16 protein-coding genes, 3 tRNA genes and 1 pseudogene are annotated in these 16,993 nt (G+C 22.6%); 5 read left to right on the forward strand and 15 right to left on the reverse strand.

The window, feature by feature from the left end; genetic code table 11:
• Nucleotides 1-22: 22 nt before the first annotated feature.
• From uppS to rpsB, 6 genes are read right to left on the reverse strand one after another with little or no spacing between them, the layout of a single operon-like run.
• Entirely contained in the window at nt 23-763 is a 741-nt protein-coding gene (gene uppS / locus GJT86_RS01140) for a polyprenyl diphosphate synthase (protein WP_211080483.1), read from the reverse strand.
• 13 nt (nt 764-776) lie between these two features.
• A complete protein-coding gene (locus GJT86_RS01145) occupies nt 777-1,997 on the reverse strand; it encodes a 1-deoxy-D-xylulose-5-phosphate reductoisomerase (RefSeq protein WP_168920464.1) in 1,221 nt (406 codons plus the stop codon).
• Nucleotides 1,998-2,044: 47 nt separating this feature from the next.
• Entirely contained in the window at nt 2,045-2,635 is a 591-nt protein-coding gene (locus GJT86_RS01150) for a ribosome-recycling factor (RefSeq protein WP_211080484.1), read from the reverse strand.
• A 13-nt stretch (nt 2,636-2,648) separates the two neighbouring features.
• The gene (gene pyrH, locus GJT86_RS01155) at nt 2,649-3,395 is read right to left on the reverse strand and encodes a UMP kinase (protein WP_168920466.1); all 747 of its coding nucleotides are present in this window, start codon (nt 3,393-3,395) and stop codon (nt 2,649-2,651) included.
• Nucleotides 3,396-3,413: 18 nt separating this feature from the next.
• Complete coding sequence (gene tsf, locus GJT86_RS01160) at nt 3,414-4,220, reverse strand: translation elongation factor Ts (RefSeq protein WP_168920467.1); 807 nt, start codon at nt 4,218-4,220, stop codon at nt 3,414-3,416.
• Nucleotides 4,221-4,239: 19 nt separating this feature from the next.
• Nucleotides 4,240-4,962 carry a 30S ribosomal protein S2 gene (gene rpsB, locus GJT86_RS01165; RefSeq protein ID WP_168920468.1) on the reverse strand — a complete coding sequence of 241 codons (723 nt, stop codon included), beginning with the start codon at nt 4,960-4,962 and terminating at the stop codon, nt 4,240-4,242.
• Between the two features lie 157 nt (nt 4,963-5,119).
• Between rpsB and map the strand changes: the two genes are divergently transcribed.
• Complete coding sequence (map, locus tag GJT86_RS01170; RefSeq protein WP_168920469.1) at nt 5,120-5,905, forward strand: type I methionyl aminopeptidase; 786 nt, start codon at nt 5,120-5,122, stop codon at nt 5,903-5,905.
• 42 nt (nt 5,906-5,947) lie between these two features.
• On the opposite strand, the pseudogene rpoD reads toward map, so the two are convergent.
• The 3 genes and pseudogenes from rpoD to rpsU form a co-directional block, all read right to left on the reverse strand.
• Nucleotides 5,948-7,648, reverse strand: a pseudogene (rpoD, locus tag GJT86_RS01175) (RNA polymerase sigma factor RpoD); the annotation flags it as partial.
• Nucleotides 7,649-7,791: 143 nt separating this feature from the next.
• Nucleotides 7,792-9,537 (reverse strand): DNA primase, encoded by a 1,746-nt coding sequence (gene dnaG, locus GJT86_RS01180; RefSeq protein WP_168920470.1) that lies wholly within the window; start codon nt 9,535-9,537, stop codon nt 7,792-7,794.
• A gap of 67 nt (nt 9,538-9,604) precedes the next feature.
• On the reverse strand, nt 9,605-9,820 hold the full coding sequence (rpsU, locus tag GJT86_RS01185) for a 30S ribosomal protein S21 (protein ID WP_168920471.1): 216 nt from the start codon (nt 9,818-9,820) through the stop codon (nt 9,605-9,607).
• 92 nt (nt 9,821-9,912) lie between these two features.
• Here rpsU and tsaD point away from each other — a divergent pair, with 92 nt between their 5' ends.
• Nucleotides 9,913-10,929 (forward strand): tRNA (adenosine(37)-N6)-threonylcarbamoyltransferase complex transferase subunit TsaD, encoded by a 1,017-nt coding sequence (tsaD, locus tag GJT86_RS01190; RefSeq protein WP_168920472.1) that lies wholly within the window; start codon nt 9,913-9,915, stop codon nt 10,927-10,929.
• 57 nt (nt 10,930-10,986) lie between these two features.
• The gene (locus GJT86_RS01195) at nt 10,987-11,769 is read left to right on the forward strand and encodes an undecaprenyl-diphosphate phosphatase (RefSeq protein WP_168920473.1); all 783 of its coding nucleotides are present in this window, start codon (nt 10,987-10,989) and stop codon (nt 11,767-11,769) included.
• Between the two features lie 4 nt (nt 11,770-11,773).
• Here the strand turns inward: GJT86_RS01195 and GJT86_RS01200 are convergent, their stop codons facing one another.
• Nucleotides 11,774-13,006 (reverse strand): multifunctional CCA addition/repair protein, encoded by a 1,233-nt coding sequence (locus GJT86_RS01200; protein ID WP_168920658.1) that lies wholly within the window; start codon nt 13,004-13,006, stop codon nt 11,774-11,776.
• Between the two features lie 218 nt (nt 13,007-13,224).
• Between GJT86_RS01200 and ribB the strand changes: the two genes are divergently transcribed.
• Complete coding sequence (ribB, locus tag GJT86_RS01205) at nt 13,225-13,896, forward strand: 3,4-dihydroxy-2-butanone-4-phosphate synthase (RefSeq protein ID WP_168920474.1); 672 nt, start codon at nt 13,225-13,227, stop codon at nt 13,894-13,896.
• Nucleotides 13,897-13,917: 21 nt separating this feature from the next.
• Here the strand turns inward: ribB and GJT86_RS01210 are convergent.
• The 5 genes from GJT86_RS01210 to trxA form a co-directional block, all read right to left on the reverse strand.
• Nucleotides 13,918-13,991, reverse strand: a tRNA-Pro gene (locus GJT86_RS01210).
• Nucleotides 13,992-14,025: 34 nt separating this feature from the next.
• Nucleotides 14,026-14,098: transfer RNA gene (locus tag GJT86_RS01215), tRNA-His, on the reverse strand.
• A gap of 45 nt (nt 14,099-14,143) precedes the next feature.
• Nucleotides 14,144-14,217, reverse strand: a tRNA-Arg gene (locus GJT86_RS01220).
• 152 nt (nt 14,218-14,369) lie between these two features.
• A complete protein-coding gene (rho, locus tag GJT86_RS01225; protein WP_168920475.1) occupies nt 14,370-15,629 on the reverse strand; it encodes a transcription termination factor Rho in 1,260 nt (419 codons plus the stop codon).
• Between the two features lie 209 nt (nt 15,630-15,838).
• Nucleotides 15,839-16,165, reverse strand: coding sequence for a thioredoxin (trxA, locus tag GJT86_RS01230; protein WP_168920476.1), 327 nt, complete (start codon nt 16,163-16,165; stop codon nt 15,839-15,841).
• A gap of 341 nt (nt 16,166-16,506) precedes the next feature.
• On the opposite strand from trxA, the gene dksA reads away from it, so the two are divergent.
• On the forward strand, nt 16,507-16,956 hold the full coding sequence (gene dksA / locus GJT86_RS01235; protein ID WP_168920477.1) for an RNA polymerase-binding protein DksA: 450 nt from the start codon (nt 16,507-16,509) through the stop codon (nt 16,954-16,956).
• The last annotated feature ends 37 nt before the right edge of the window (nt 16,957-16,993 follow it).

Here is a 16,993-nt window from a genome sequence, read left to right on the forward strand (position 1 = left end):
AAATACATACATATAATCAATATTATATAGCTACATTACCACCAAAACGACGTTGTCTTTGACAATAATTTTCCAGTGCATGTAAAAAACATTTTTCATTAAAATCAGGCCATAATATATTAGTAAAATATAATTCCGCATAAGCAATTTGCCATATAAAAAAATTACTAATACGTATATTACCACCTGTACGTATAACTAAATCTATTGGTGGTACATCATGTAATGCTAAATATTTTGTAAAAGTTTTTTCAGTAATATCTTGTATGGTAATTTTTTTTTTATATACTTGTTTAATAATATTTTTAATACCGTAAATAATATCACTTTTACCACCATAATTTATTGCTAAATTTACTATTAACACATGATTATGTTTAGTTAATTTTTCTGCTCTTATAATAGATTTTTGTAAATCAGTATCTAATACTGTTTTGTCTCCAATAACATTAATTTTAATTCTATATTTAATAAAATTATTAATTTCGTTATTTAAAATATATTTAAATAATTTCATAATAAATATTATTTCTGAAGGTGAACGTTTCCAATTTTCACTACTAAAAGCATATAATGTTAAAACTTTTAACTTGTATTTTATACATGAATGAATAATTGTTTTTACTACATTAACACCAGCTTTGTGACCTATAATACCTTTTTTACCTTGTTTTTGTGCCCAACGCCTATTACCATCCATAATAATAGCAATATGTTGAGGACATTTTTTTTTATTTAAAATGTTTATTGCTTGCATATTCATATAATTTAAAGTATTAATACTTAATGTTAATTTTATGTATATTACTATATTTTTTTTTTTTTATAAAATAATGCGTATATTGACGTACATAATTATCTATCCACAATACTTCATAAATATTTTTAGGCTTATTAAAAGATAATTTATCTAAAATAATACTATTTATATGAGCAATATCTATAAATGATATCTTTTTATTTAAACATAATTCAGTAGTAATATCATTAACTGCATTTAATATAATAAATGCCGATAATCCTTCATAACTAGCTTCTATTGCTAATTTTAAACATGGATATTTAATTAAATCTGGTTTTAAAAAAGTTAAGGATTGTATATCATAAAAATTTACTGGTTTATTATCAGTATTAATTTTATATGGCCATTCCAACATACTAGCAATAGTAACTTGTATATTAGGATAATTTAATTTAGCATTAACACTATTATTTTTTAAACGTACCATTGCTGCAATAATAGATTCTGGATTAATAATAATTTCTATTTGCTCTTTTTTTGCATTAAATAAATATTTAGTAGCAATATATTCAAAACCTTGTGATATCATAGTAGACATATTAATCATATTTTTATGATTTACAAAAGGTGTAGTTATACAAGATTTAATATCAATATATTTAAATTTTTCTATAGGTAAATATAAAAATAATCCTCCAGAACCAATTAAGATAATGCTATTAATATCATTTTTATATAAGTTACATATACCCATTTTATTTTGTATATTATTCGGCATGAGCTCATAAATTGCACTATGACTATTGTTAATAGGTAAGATTTTCGCTTTAAATCTATATATATCTTTAATTAAGAGACTATGTATTATTATTAATAATTCTATACTAGTTAATAAAACTACTTTACTAGATTTAATCGCCTCTTTTATATATAAAAGTCCGATAATACTTTTAATAGTAATAATAATTTGATCAACATCATCTAAAGCTGTAATTTCTATTATTTTACGTTTACCAAATAAAATTTTTGTTTTAATACCAATATTTTGTAAATTATTATGTAAAATTATAGCATGACTTTTTTTATACATAATTGCATAATCTGGATTAAATAATATACACTGTTTAATCATTAATTCAACATTATGTTTTGCTACTAAAACTTTAATTTTATATAAATTAGGATTAGTTAATATTACAGACAAAATATTACGTCCAAAATATCCAGTAGAACCTAATATAGTTAGGTATTTCATATAATTTATCCTATTTAAAAAATTAAATTAAATAACATAAATAATATTTAATATTGTAATATATCTTTTTCTTTTTGTTTTAAATAATTAGATATACATGTTATATAATGTACTGTATGTTTTTGAATGATATGTTGAAGTTTTTTTTCTACATTTTCACTAATTTCTTTATTTTTTAAATATAATTTGATTTTATTATTTGTTTTTCTTCGAATAGTACGTATGCAAATACGAAATAATTCCGTTTCTGTTTTAATTCTTTGTAAAAGTTTTATTTTCCGTGATTCAGTAATAATTGGCATAGTAATATAAATACTTAAATTTATAATTTGAGTACTAACATCTAAGTTAGCAGTTAAAATAGCTTTTTCAATATTTTTAATAATTTTTTTATCAAATGGTGTTACTTTTAACGTATTAACATTATGTACTATTATAGTGGCTATATGATGTATAGGTATTGTTTTATTATATACAGAGGTAACTACAACATGTTCTAATAATTGAGGTGTGACTCTATTCATAGACATTATATTAATTTTATTTTTAAAATTATTAAAACATTGTTGCATACTTTGTTCATTATTTTTTATAATATCATTATACATATTTACATTTTCCAAATTGTGTTTTTCCATATATACAAAAGTTTTATATATTGGTAATTAATGTGCCTATTACCTCTCCTTTGATACTACATCCAGTAATAATTTGCTGTAAAAAACCTATTTTATTAATATTTAGAATGTGTATAGGTATATTCGCATCTCGTGATAAAATAATAGAAGTATGATCCATAATATTTAATTGTCTATATAAAATAAAATTATAATCTATTTTTTTATAAAATTTAGCATGAGGAAATTTAATAGGATCTTGTGCAAACACTCCATTAACTTTAGTAATTTTAAAAATAGCATCAGCTTCTAATTCTATGCCTCTTAAACATGCTGCTGTATCAGTAGTAAATGCAGGACAACCAAGACCACCAACAAAAATAATAATATGATTATTTTTAATTAAATTTAATGCTTTAATAATATTATATTCATCACAAATATTTTTTATAGCTACAGCAGACATAATGACAGTATTGATATTATGTAAATTCATTTGAGAACATAATAATAATCCGTTAATAATAGTCGATAATATACCAATATGATCTCCTAATACTGTTTTAATATTATTATTTTGTGCAAGTTTTTTACCTTTAAATATACTACCTCCGCCAATTACAATACCAATTTGTACACCTAATGGTATAATATTTTTAATTACTGTAATAAAATTATTTATTAAATCATTATTGACATCTAAATAATTATCTTTTTGTAAAAAATCACCACTTATTTTTAATATTATTCTATTATAAATTATTTTTTTTTTAAGATTCATATTTTTATTATTTATCTATTAATATATTTTTGTGTTTTGTCCTAATTCTAAATATAAAAATTTTGTAATAACCATATTATTTTCGTGTAAATAATTTGCAACTAATTTTGTTGTATCTAGTAAAAAATATTGATTATTTAATGTAATATTATTAATAAACTTATTTATACGTCCATTAATTATTTTGTTAAGAATCATTTTTGGTTTATTTAAAGTTTGTACAAGGCTTTTTTGTATTTGATATTCTTTATCTATTATATTTTGAGGTATGTCATGTTTAGAAATATAACGAGGTTTTAAAACAGCTATATGCATAGCAATTTTTTTCATAATAGATTGATTATCTAAATTAGATTGTAATATGACACCTATACGTTTATTATGATGTATATATGATCCAATAAATACTCCTTGAATAATTTCTAATTGTGTAAGAATAATATTTTCTTTGATAATATTTATTAAATATAATAATTTTTTCTTAAATATATTACGTATTTTTATAATATTAGTATTTGGATGTTGTTTAACATATTGTAAAATATCATTAGCAAAATTATATAAATGTGTATTACGAGCTACAAAATCTGTTTGACAATTAATTTCTAGTAATATACCAAGATCTTTCGTAATTAATCCAATAATAAAACCTTCAGTAGTTGTTTGACTTATATTATTTAAAATATGTAATTTTAAATTTTTTCTGATATAGTCTACTGCTAAGGCAATATCACCTTTAGTTTGCAATAAAGCTTGTTTACATTCGATAATACCAATTCCTGTAAGAGCACGTAATTTTTTAATTTTTGTAACTGTAATTTTCATTATATTATTATTCTCAAAATCATATTGTTTGATGTACAATATTATTATTTTTTATTGTTAAATGTGATGTTTTTTGCATGGTTAATATTTTTGTAACATTTAATAAATATAATTTTATCGCTCTTACTGCATCATCATTACCTGGAATAACATAATTAATATTATCTGGATTAGAATTAGTATCAACAATAGCAAAGATAGGAATATTTAATTTTTTAGCTTCTTGTATAGCTATTTTTTCATGATTAGCATCAATAATAAAAATGGCATCTGGTAAGCCTCCCATGTTCTTAATACCACCTAAACTTTTTTCTAATTTTAATAACATTTTATTACGTATTAAAGCTTCTTTTTTGGTTAATTGGTTAAATGTACCATTTTTACTCTGTATTTCAAGATTTTTTAATCTTTTAATAGATTGTTTTACTGTTTTCCAATTAGTTAACATGCCTCCTAACCAACGATGATTAACAAAAAATTGGTTACAAATCTGTGCAGTTTTTTTTACTAAAATAGATGCAGATTTTTTAGTACCAACAAATAAAATTTTACCTTTACGTTGATTAATTTTTTTTAGTTCTAATAATGCTTTATTAAAATTAATTAATGTTTTATCTAAATTAATAATATGTACTTTTTTAACATGACTAAAAATAAATTTTTTCATTTTAGGATTCCAATAGCGTGTTTGGTGTCCAAAATGAACTCCTACCTTAAACATTTCTTGAATAGTTAAAGACATTGTTATATTCCTTAAAATAAATATTTATATATTTACTATTATATAGTAACTTAGTATTCTAATAAATACATATTTACACTTGTAAAATATTGTATATACAGTATTTTTTATAAAAAAATATAGACAAATAACTAATATTAATAATTTAACAATAACTATGAATATTTTAATTAAAAAAGCTAGTGAAATAAATAAAATTATACAATCTTGTAAATTAGCTACTGAAGTTTTAGAAATGATTGATTTATATATCATACCAGGTATTAGCACAGAACAACTTAATTGTATATGTCATGATTATATAATAAATGTGCAAAAAGCAAAACCTGCAACTTTAGGATATAAAGGATATCCTAAATCAGTATGTATTTCTCGTAATGATGTTGTTTGTCATGGCATACCTAATAAAAACGAAATTTTATGTAATGGTGATATTATTAACATTGATGTTACAGTATTATATAATGGATATTATGGTGATACTTCTAAAATGTTTTATGTTGGTAACAATATTTCATCAAAATTACGAAAATTATGTAACGTAACACAAAATAGTTTATATAAAGCAATAAAAATTATTAAGCCAGGATTAAGATTATATTTAATTGGTAAAACAATACAACAATATGTAGAAAATGAAAATTTTTCTGTAGTACGTAATTATTGTGGTCATGGTATTGGTAAAAATTTTCATGAAGAACCACAAATATTACATTATAATGCTTATGATTATGGTGTTATTTTACAAGAAGGTATGATTTTTACAATAGAACCAATGGTTAACATAGGTAGTAAAGATGTATATGTAGCAAATGATGGTTGGACAGTAAAGACTCAAGACAAATCTTTTTCTGCACAATATGAACATACTATATTAGTAACGAAAAATGGTTATCAAATTTTAACATTAAGACAAGAAGAAAAAAATATATTACTAAAATAGAAAATGATATATATACTTAAATCTTTAAATATATAAATTATTTTATTCATCTAAAAAACTTTTTAAAATATCGGAACGACTAGGATGTCTTAATTTACGTAATGCTTTAGCTTCTATTTGTCGTATTCTTTCTCTTGTAACATCGAATTGTTTACCTACTTCTTCTAATGTATGATCTGTATTCATATCTATCCCAAATCTCATTCTTAATACTTTAGCTTCTCGAGGTGTTAAACTAGATAAAATATTATATGTAGCTATACGTAAACTTTCAGAAGTAGCAGATTCTAATGGTAATTTAGACGTATTATCTTCAATAAAATCTCCTAAATGTGAATCTTCATCATCACCAATAGGTGTTTCCATAGATATTGGTTCTTTAGCAATTTTTAATACTTTTCGAATTTTTTCTTCAGGTATCATTAAATATTCTGATAATTCTTCTGGAGTAGGTTCTCTACCAATTTCTTGCAAAATTTTTCTTGATATTCGATTTAGTTTATTTATTGTTTCAATCATATGTACTGGTATACGTATAGTTCTAGCTTGATCAGCAATAGATCTGGTAATAGCTTGTCTAATCCACCAAGTGGCATAAGTAGAAAACTTATATCCTCTTTTATATTCAAATTTATCTACAGCTTTCATTAAACCAATATTACCTTCTTGTATTAAGTCTAAAAACTGCAATCCTCTATTTGTATATTTTTTAGCAATAGAAATAACTAGTCTCAAATTTGCTTCGACCATTTCTTTCTTAGCTTTTTGTGCTTTTATTTCACCTATATGTATTTTTTTATAAATTTTTTTTATTTGTGCTATAGTTAATTTTGTTTTTTTTTCAATTTTTTTTAATGTTAAAAAAATTTTATATAATTTTTCGTATATAGCATTTGTGAAATATTGTTGACATAATTTATATTTTTGTAGTTTAGAAAAAATATATTGTTCATTAGATTCATGATTTTTATAAAAAATTAAAAATTGTTTTTTAGTAATATTATAATGTTTAATAAAAAAATTTATGATTTTATTTTCTTGTTTTCTAATATAAAATATTTTTTTACGGATATTATTAACTAAAAAATAAAATTCTTTAGAAATTAATCTAAATTGTATAAAAATTTTAATAAGGTTATCTATTTCAATTAATGTTTTTTTATGATAATATCCCTCGTTGCATATTAAATTATATGTTTTATAAAATTGATTACGTAATAGTATAAATTTTTTTTTAGCTAATATAGGATCAATAAGATGATCATTATTTGTTAATAAATTATGTTCAGATGATAATAAAAATCTATTATTATTTAAATTATCTTTTGGTTGTATGGTATGTGTAAAACCATAGATAATATCCGAAAACTTTTTTTCCCCAGACATTATTAAATCGTACTGATATAATATATGCATGATAGTATTAGGATATTCTGCCATAGCACATTGAATTTGATTCATACCAGCTTCTATTTTTTTTGCGATATCTATTTCACCAGTTCTAGTTAATAATGATACTGTACCCATTTCGCGCATATATATACGTACAGGATCTGTTGTTTTCCCTAAATCACTGTCATTATTATTTGTTAAAACTTGTTGTGTTATTTCTTCTGGAATATGTTCTTGATTTAAAATAAAATCTTCTTCAAGTGTTTCCTGTATTATTTTAATAGTCATGTATTTTATCTTCTTTATAATATTTAAAATGAAATTTTTAATTATTAAATTTTTCTTAATATGAAATAAATTATTTTTTATATTTATAAAAATAAAATTCTACTTTATATAAAGTCAACATAAAAATATATGTTAATGATTATCATACTAAAAGTTTTATTAAAAAAAATATTTATGTATATAACAAACATTGTTTATTTATAATATTATTTTTTAGCTAATCTTTTAGTTAAAAACCATAATTCTTTTCTTTCATCTATATTTAATCCTATAGTACGTTCTACAGATATTAAATAATTTTGTCTATCTTCTAAAATTTGAATTTTTAATTTATGTATTAATTGCATAAAAAAGAATTTTATTTGTTTATTAGGAATCATATGATTCCATAAGGCAAGTATTTCAAGGTATTGTTTTAATTTAGTAAATCTATATTTTTCTATAATTTGTATAGTAGTAATATTTTTACTATTACACAATTGAATTAAATGAATGAAAAATGACAAACCATGCACCTTAGTAGTAAGGTATACATGTATTTTAGGAACTAAACAAGATAACTGTGGATGTTGTATTAATAAACTAATTAATAAACGTATAGTAGTTTTTTTAAGAAAATTATCATTTTTTTGAATATTATAAATATGATTATTTTGAATATTATTTTGATAAATATCTAATAAATTCATTAGGCCAATTTTATTACCTAATTGTTTAACTAAATTTATTTGAAATAAATAATCAGGAATCATTCGAATCAAAGATAATGCCATATAACTTAATTTAGTTTTACCTTCACAGGTATTAATATTAATTTTAGATAACAATATTTGAAAAAAAAAATCTGAAAATAACAAAATATTATTAATACGTTTTTCAAATAAAATAGTACCTTCTTTTCTAATTAAACTATCTGGATCTTCATTATTAGGTAAAATCATAAAACCAATACTTTTACCATGTACCATATGGATTAAACTATTTTTTAGTGACTTCCAATGTGCTTTCATACCAGCAGCATCACCATCATAACAATAAATGATCATATTTGTTATGCAAAACAATTTTTTAATATGAATACTACTAATATGTGCACCTAATACTGCAACAACATATTTAATATTAAATTGAAATAAACTGATAACATCAGTATAACCTTCAACTACTAATATATGTTTTATGTGTTTCTTATGTTGAGTAATTTCATATAAACCATATAGTTCATGATTTTTATGAAAAATAATACTATCAGAAGAATTAATATATTTTGGTATTTTATTTTGTTGTATAATACGACCGCCAAAACCTACAATATAACCTTGTAAATTTTTTATAGGAAAAATAATACGGTTATGAAAAATATCATAATATTTTTTAGTTAATGTATGTAAATTAATGATTTTTAATTTATATTGTAAAATATTTAATAGTGTTGTATTTAACAAAATTTTTTGATGTATTATACTAGGGGAATAACCGATAGAAAAATATCGTATAATATTATTATTATATCCTCTTTTTAAGAGATACTGATAAGCTATTTTGCCTTCATTACAAGTATATAAAACATACTTATAATATTGATGTATATATATTAAATATTTATATAATAGGTTTTTTTGTATAAAATTTTTATTAGTTATTATATTTTGTGTGCTACTAATAATCGTAATATTAAAAAATTCGATAATTAATGTAATACTTTGTATAAATGACAAATGATCATAATGCATAACAAAATCAATAATATTACCATGAGCACCACAACCGAAACAATGATATAGTTTTTTTATTTCATTAACAACAAACGAAGGATTTTTTTCTAAATGAAAAGGACAAATACCAAAAAAATTTTGTCCTTTTTTGTATAATTTAATTTTATTTTTAATAAAAAATACAATATTAGCTTTGTCTAATACATAATTGATAAGATCACGGGAAAAATATTTCATAATATGTATTATTTACAATAATATACTGGTATTAATAAATTATGATATGTTATTCATAATATTTTTATTAAAATAAACGTGTTCGTTTCAATTTTTCTCTAGAAATTTTTTTCATATGTCTTTTAATAGCAGAAGCTTTAGATCGTTTTCTAATTGTAGTAGGCTTTTCATAAAATTCTCTACGACGCACTTCTGCTAAAATACCTGCTTTTTCACAAGAACGTTTAAATCGTCTTAAAGCTAAATCAAATGGTTCATTTTCACGTACTCTAATAACTGGCATATAATTTTTACTCACAAAATAATATATAATATTAATTATATATTATATATATATATTTTGTTATATTATATACGAAAAAACTTAAAAATATTATGTTAATTCTAGGAATAGAAACTTCTTGTGATGATACAGCAATAGCTATATATGATAGTAATTACGGTATTTTATGTAATTATATTAAAATACAAAAAATACACCATAAATATGGTGGTATTGTACCTGAAATAGCAGCAAGATATCATTTAAAAAACATTATTACTGTAATTAATAAAGTTTTAAAAAAAACCAATAAAAAATTACATGACATAGATGGTATTGCTTACACCTGTGGACCTGGTTTAATAAATTCTTTAATAGTTGGTGCAACTTTTGGTCATGCATTAGCATTTTCTTTAAATATTCCTATTATACCTATTAATCATATGGAAGGACATTTATTATCTATAATGTTATCAAAAAAAAAACCATCATATCCATTTTTAGGATTATTAATTTCTGGAGGACATACCCAATTAATATATGCATATCAATTAGGTAAATATAAGATTATTGGAACTAATATTGATGATGCTATCGGTGAAGTATATGATAAAGTTTCTAAATTTTTAAAATTACAATATCTAGGCGGAAAATATCTTAGTAAGATAGCTAAACTAGCTATACCTTGTCAGATAAAATTTCCTAGACCTATGACATCTGATAAAAATAATTTTAATTTTAGTTTTTCGGGTATTAAAACTGCAGTAAAAAAATTTATAGATGCTAATAACATACATGATATACAAATGAAAGCTAACATTGCTTATGCTTTTGAAGAAGCGATAATAGAAACATTATTCATAAAAAGTTTTTATGCACTTAAAAAATATAATATACATCAACTTGTTATAGCAGGGGGTGTTAGTTCTAATGATACTTTAAGAAAATATTTTTTTAACCAATTAAAATCACATAAAATACAATTATTTACTAGTAAAATTAATTATTGTATAGATAATGCAGCTATGATAGCATATGTTGGCATGCAAAAAATTTCAGAACAAAATCAGTATCAATCTTCTAGTATTATGATTAATCCCAAACTAACTCTGAATGACATTATTACATAAAAAATATGCATAGGAAAATTATTATATATGTTAATACAATATAAGCTCTATAAAATCATGTTTTTAAGCATTATACAAGGTTTAACAGAATTTTTACCTATATCTTCTACAGCACATATTATTATATTATCCAAATTATTTCATATATCATGTAATGATTTTTTCAAACTTTTTGTTACTGTTATACAACTAGGATCAATGATAGCAACATGTATATTTTTCAGAACAAATATTATAGATATTTTAAATAATACTCTTAAATACAACATTATTACGAACAAAAAATTTAATTTAATACATATTATTCTTGTAACATTACCAATTGTAATATGTGGTTTATTTTTATATAAATATATTAAACATATTACAAATATTAAAAATATAATTTATGGTTTATTAATAGGTAGTATATTAATATGTCTAGCAGAAATATTTAAACCTAAAAATAATATTATATATTCTTTAAATAATATAAATTATCAGAAATTATATATTATTGGTTTAATGCAATGTTTATCTTTAATACCAGGTTTTTCCAGATCTGGTGCTGTATTGTCTATTAATTTATTATTAGGTATAAAACGTACTTTAGCAACTAAATTATGTTTTATAATGGCTATTCCAGTAATTTTAGGAGCAAGTTGTTTAGATTTATATAAAAATCACACATTACTTAACATTAATAATATATTACTATTATTTGAAAGTTTATTAGTATCATTTATTATTAGTTTATTAACTATTAAAATATCTTTATTTTTAATTAATCATATATCATGGTTATATTTTGTTATTTATCGATTAATAATCTTAATAATTATATATATAAATTATATATAATTTTTTATTTTTTTTGTAAAAATTTTTTTAATAATTGCAATCTTTGATTATATATAATATTTTTAATATCACAACCTTTGTGTACAAGAATATTATTTTGTGAAATAATTTTTTGGATATTCATCTTACGTAAATATTGATAAATTTTTATAAAATATTTACCCTGTATATAATTGATATTTTCAAATGTTTTACGGCCTCTAGCATCTGATTCACTAATTAAGGCAATTTGTTTTACTCTTTGAGGATTACGCCAAGCATCTATGACATTATATATATCTAATATCGTTTTAGGTGAATGTTTATGAATATTATGTAATAAATCATGTGTTTTAACAGCTAATACAGATAATGTTTTAATATTATTTGGTACTTTTAAACGATGACATAATCTTTGAATGATAGGCACGCCTAATTTGTTATGTCCATAATGACTTGGCCATAAAGTTTTAGGAGTTACACCTTTACCAATATCATGACATAAAGATGCAAAACGTACTGAAATATCTGTTGTTAATTTTGATATAACTTTTAAAGTTAACATAGTATGTATGCCAGTATCTATTTCAGGATGCCATTTTTTTGGTGCAGGTATTCCATATAATTTATCAATTTCAGGAAATAAAATAGATAGAGCACCACATTTACGTAAAACTTGAAAATATATATGCGGATTTAATGTTTTTAAAGCATTTACTGTTTCTTTCCAAATACGTTCAGGTGTTAAATATAATAATTCTCCAGAATTACACATATTTTTCATCATATCTAATGTACTATGATGAATATGGAATTTTAAATGTGCAAATTTAGCTGCAAATCTTGCTACACGTAATATTCTTAAAGGATCATCTTGAAATGATACTGAAATATGTTTTAAAGTTTTATTTTTAATATCACAAATTCCATTAAATGGATCATGAAAATATCCTAATTCGTCTTGTGCTATAGCATTGATAGTTAAATCTCTACGTAATAAATCTTCTTCCAAAGTAACTTGTTCAGTTTTATAAGAAAAACCTGTATAACCATGACCAATTTTACGTTCCGTACGTGCTAAAGCATATTCTTCATGTGTTTTGGGATGTAAAAATACTGGAAAATCTTTGCCAACTAATTTATAACCTAATTTTATCATTTTATTAATATTAGAACCTACAACTAACCAATCGCGATCAGTAACTTTTAAATTTAAAAGTAAATCTCGGACTGCTCCACCTACTAAATATGTTTTCACCATATTCTCCATAAAAATTTAAACTTATCATAATAATTATAATATATAATATAACTAATAAGCTCAAATTTTTGAGTTTGATCAAAATGTAATATATATCATCATTTTATTATTAATTTTTATTTAAAAATATTTTACTAAAAAAATATTTTATAAGTATAAATTAGATACTAATATATTAATTATTATGCATATAAAATATATATTTAATTAATTTTATGACACGAAAAAAAATATTAGATCATTATTTTGGAAACTATTTGATTAGAATTAATAATGCTATTTATAGTTTATACAATAAACAAGGTATTATCATCATGGATGATCAACATAGAGAAAATGAGAGTGATATTATTTTTTCTGCTGAAACTATTTCTATACCACAAATAGCTTTTGCAATCCGTTATAGTAGCGGTATTATTTGTTTATGCATTACAGAAAATTTACGTAAAAAACTTGAGTTGCCCATGATGGTACAAAATAATACTAGTAAATATCAAACAGGTTTTACAGTAACTATTGAGGCAGCTAAAGGAGTTACTACAGGAGTATCTGCTAAAGATAGATATACTACAATTAAAACAGCAACAGCATATAATGCTAAACCAACAGATTTACATCGTCCAGGACATGTATTTCCTTTAAGGGCGTTATCTGGTGGTGTTTTAATAAGACCTGGACATACAGAAGCTACAATTGATATATTAAAAATAGCACATAAAAATCCTATAGGAATTTTATGTGAATTAACTAATTCAAACGGTACAATGGCAGATATATATGACACAATAAATTTTGCCAAAAAACATAATATGATAGTTGTAACAGTTAATGATATTAAAAAATATATTATGAAACATAATATATTTTTATACAAAGATATAATTTAATAAATAAAATCATATTTTTAATCGGCGAGAGAGGATTTGAACCTCTGACCCACTGGTCCCAAACCAGTTGCGCTGCCAAACTGCGCTACTCACCGAATATAATAATTATATTATTTTTAGTTATTCTTGGGTGGCTAATGGGATTTGAACCCATGACAACCGGAACCACAATCCAGTGCTCTACCATCTGAGCTATAGCCACCATCATAAACTATTTTAGAATATTACTATAAATACAGAATTAACTTACACCCGACAGGAATTGAACCTGAGTCCACTGTTTTCGGAAAACAGTACTCTATCCTACTGAGCTACGGGTGTACACAACAAGGTTATATTAACAAAAAATTTATGTTAAAGTCTAGAAATATTTACATATTTTTTATAAAAAAACATTAGTAAATATTTTACAACATATATATTAATATATAAATAAAATATATATGTTGTAAAAACATATTTAATTTTATAAATTATGATCTTTTCATCATATGGAAAAAATCATTATTAGTTTTCGTCATTGATAATTTATTAATTAAAAATTCCATTGCATCTATTTCGCTCATTGGATGTATAATTTTTCTTAAAATCCACATTTTTTGTAATTCTTCAGTAGAACTTAATAGCTCTTCTTTTCTAGTTCCAGATCTATTATAATCAATTGCTGGAAATACTCTTTTTTCAGCAATTTTACGAGATAAATGTAATTCCATATTACCTGTTCCTTTAAATTCCTCATAAATAACATCATCCATTTTAGAACCGGTATCAATTAATGCAGTAGCAATAATAGTTAAACTACCTCCTTCTTCTACATTTCTTGCAGCACCAAAAAAACGTTTTGGTCTATGCAATGCATTTGCATCTACACCACCTGTTAAAACTTTACCGGAAGCAGGTGCCACAGTATTATAAGCGCGTGCTAAACGTGTAATAGAATCTAATAAAATAATAACATCAGTTTTATGTTCTACTAATCTTTTAGCTTTTTCAATAACCATTTCTGATACCTGAACATGTCTTAAAGATGGTTCATCAAAAGTTGATGCAATAACTTCACCTTTGACTAATCTCTGCATTTCTGTTACTTCTTCAGGACGTTCATCAATTAATAATACTATTAATATACAGTCAGGATGATTATATGCAATACTTTGTGCTATATTTTGTAATAACATTGTTTTGCCTGCTTTAGGAGGTGCTACAATTAATCCTCGTTGTCCTCTACCAATTGGAGAAGCTAAGTCTAAAACACGTGATGTTAGATCTTCAGTAGAACCATTACCTCTTTCCATACTTAAACGATTATTAGCATGTAATGGTGTTAAATTTTCAAACAAAATTTTATTTCTTGCATTTTCCGGTTTATCAAAATTAACTGTATTTACTTTTAATAATGCAAAATATCTTTCTCCTTCTTTTGGAGGACGTATTTTCCCTGAAATAGTATCGCCTGTCCGTAAATTAAAACGTCTAATTTGACTAGGAGAAACATATATATCATCTGGACCTGCTAAATAAGAACTATCAGAAGAACGCAAAAATCCAAATCCATCTTGTAATATTTCTAATATTCCATCACCAAAAATATCTTCGCCAATTTTGGAATGTTGTTTTAATATAGTAAAAATAATATCTTGTTTACGCATTCTAGCTAAATTAGCCAAATCAATACTTTCACCTAATTTTATTAATTCAGATATTGTTTTTTTTTTTAATTCGGTAAGATTCATAATGGTGGGGTCTTAATTTTGAATGATTCTTGAAGGTTTCTTGTAAAATAATATATTTATTATATAATAAATAAAACAAACATATATTAATATGTATATTCAAACTTAAATTAATATAAACATCAATTAATATATCATGATAATACTCTCCTACTTGTAAAATAAGATGTTAATACTAACACTATAGTATTATAATATTGTTTTTTATATTACGTTGTATATTTATTTAAAAAATCTTGTAATTGTTGTTGTTGTATTGAACCAACCATCTTATCAATTAATTTCCCTTGTTTAAATAAGCAAATTGTTGGTATACTCCGAATATTATATTCTTGTGCGATTTGTGGATATTTTTCAATATTTAATTTAGCAAATAGAATATTATTATAGTGTGGTTGTACAGCTACAAATACAGAAGAAAATATTTTACATGGATTACACCAATCTGCCCAAAAATCTACTAAAACAAACATATTAAGATTAATTTTTGTTGTAAAATTTATATTTGTTAAATTAATTATAGCAGTATTATTCATATTAAATAATGATCCTTTAAATAAAAAACATGAAAATTTTAAATATTTTAAGTACAAGAATATATTTAAATCTTATTAATAAGATGTTTTATCATTTAAAAACAATTTTATATGATTAATAATCATATTACAAGTTAAATCACATATATAATTTTATATAAAACATCATTTATCTATTTTAACATAATTATTATCCATAGTTTTCATATTATATTTTGAATAATATAAATAAGTTATTTGAATATATAAAAAAATATGTTTTTTCAACTATAGTTCTGTTAAACTAGATCATTAATTAATATTTTTATGATATCTTACGCACATCATTATGGAATCTTGTTATGAATAAAAAATGTACATTATCATCATTAAATATTTTATCTATCGCAGGAGTACAACCTTACCAACTACAACCTCATGAAAAGTATATGAATCATAAACAATTATTACATTTTAAACAAATATTACAAGCATGGTGTAATAAATTAAAAAGTAATAAAAAATTAACCATTAGATATATAAAAAACAAAACATCCAATTATCCAGATCTTATAGATCGTGCTGTACAAGAAGAAGAATTAAATTTAACATTACGTAATCAAGAAAGAGAACAAACACTTATTAAGCAAATTGAACATACTTTAAGCAAATTAAATACTAATAATTTTGGTTATTGTGATATTTGTGCAGTAGAAATTGGTATAAAAAGATTAGAAGCTAGACCAACAGCTAATTTGTGTATTGATTGTAAAACATTATCTGAAATTAGAGAAAAACAAATGATAGAATAATTTTGTATACTATTAAATAAATAACAATCATCTTTAA

Origin of the sequence: Enterobacteriaceae endosymbiont of Macroplea appendiculata, assembly GCF_012571605.1 — a bacterium.
Classification (GTDB): Bacteria; Pseudomonadota; Gammaproteobacteria; order Enterobacterales; family Enterobacteriaceae.

What these genes read in the sequence shown, in the direction of transcription:
- dksA (WP_168920477.1), top strand. Translation starts at nt 16,507, where the DNA reads ATGAATAAAAAATGTACATTATCATCATTAAATATTTTATCTATCGCA.
- GJT86_RS01195 (WP_168920473.1), top strand. Translation starts at nt 10,987, where the DNA reads ATGTTTTTAAGCATTATACAAGGTTTAACAGAATTTTTACCTATATCT.
- map (WP_168920469.1), top strand. Translation starts at nt 5,120, where the DNA reads ATGAATATTTTAATTAAAAAAGCTAGTGAAATAAATAAAATTATACAA.
- GJT86_RS01145 (WP_168920464.1), bottom strand. Translation starts at nt 1,997, where the DNA reads ATGAAATACCTAACTATATTAGGTTCTACTGGATATTTTGGACGTAAT.
- uppS (WP_211080483.1), bottom strand. Translation starts at nt 763, where the DNA reads ATGAATATGCAAGCAATAAACATTTTAAATAAAAAAAAATGTCCTCAA.
- tsf (WP_168920467.1), bottom strand. Translation starts at nt 4,220, where the DNA reads ATGAAAATTACAGTTACAAAAATTAAAAAATTACGTGCTCTTACAGGA.
- trxA (WP_168920476.1), bottom strand. Translation starts at nt 16,165, where the DNA reads ATGAATAATACTGCTATAATTAATTTAACAAATATAAATTTTACAACA.
- tsaD (WP_168920472.1), top strand. Translation starts at nt 9,913, where the DNA reads ATGTTAATTCTAGGAATAGAAACTTCTTGTGATGATACAGCAATAGCT.
- dnaG (WP_168920470.1), bottom strand. Translation starts at nt 9,537, where the DNA reads ATGAAATATTTTTCCCGTGATCTTATCAATTATGTATTAGACAAAGCT.
- pyrH (WP_168920466.1), bottom strand. Translation starts at nt 3,395, where the DNA reads ATGAATCTTAAAAAAAAAATAATTTATAATAGAATAATATTAAAAATA.
- rpsB (WP_168920468.1), bottom strand. Translation starts at nt 4,962, where the DNA reads ATGTCTTTAACTATTCAAGAAATGTTTAAGGTAGGAGTTCATTTTGGA.
- ribB (WP_168920474.1), top strand. Translation starts at nt 13,225, where the DNA reads ATGACACGAAAAAAAATATTAGATCATTATTTTGGAAACTATTTGATT.
- rho (WP_168920475.1), bottom strand. Translation starts at nt 15,629, where the DNA reads ATGAATCTTACCGAATTAAAAAAAAAAACAATATCTGAATTAATAAAA.
- GJT86_RS01150 (WP_211080484.1), bottom strand. Translation starts at nt 2,635, where the DNA reads ATGGAAAAACACAATTTGGAAAATGTAAATATGTATAATGATATTATA.
- rpsU (WP_168920471.1), bottom strand. Translation starts at nt 9,820, where the DNA reads ATGCCAGTTATTAGAGTACGTGAAAATGAACCATTTGATTTAGCTTTA.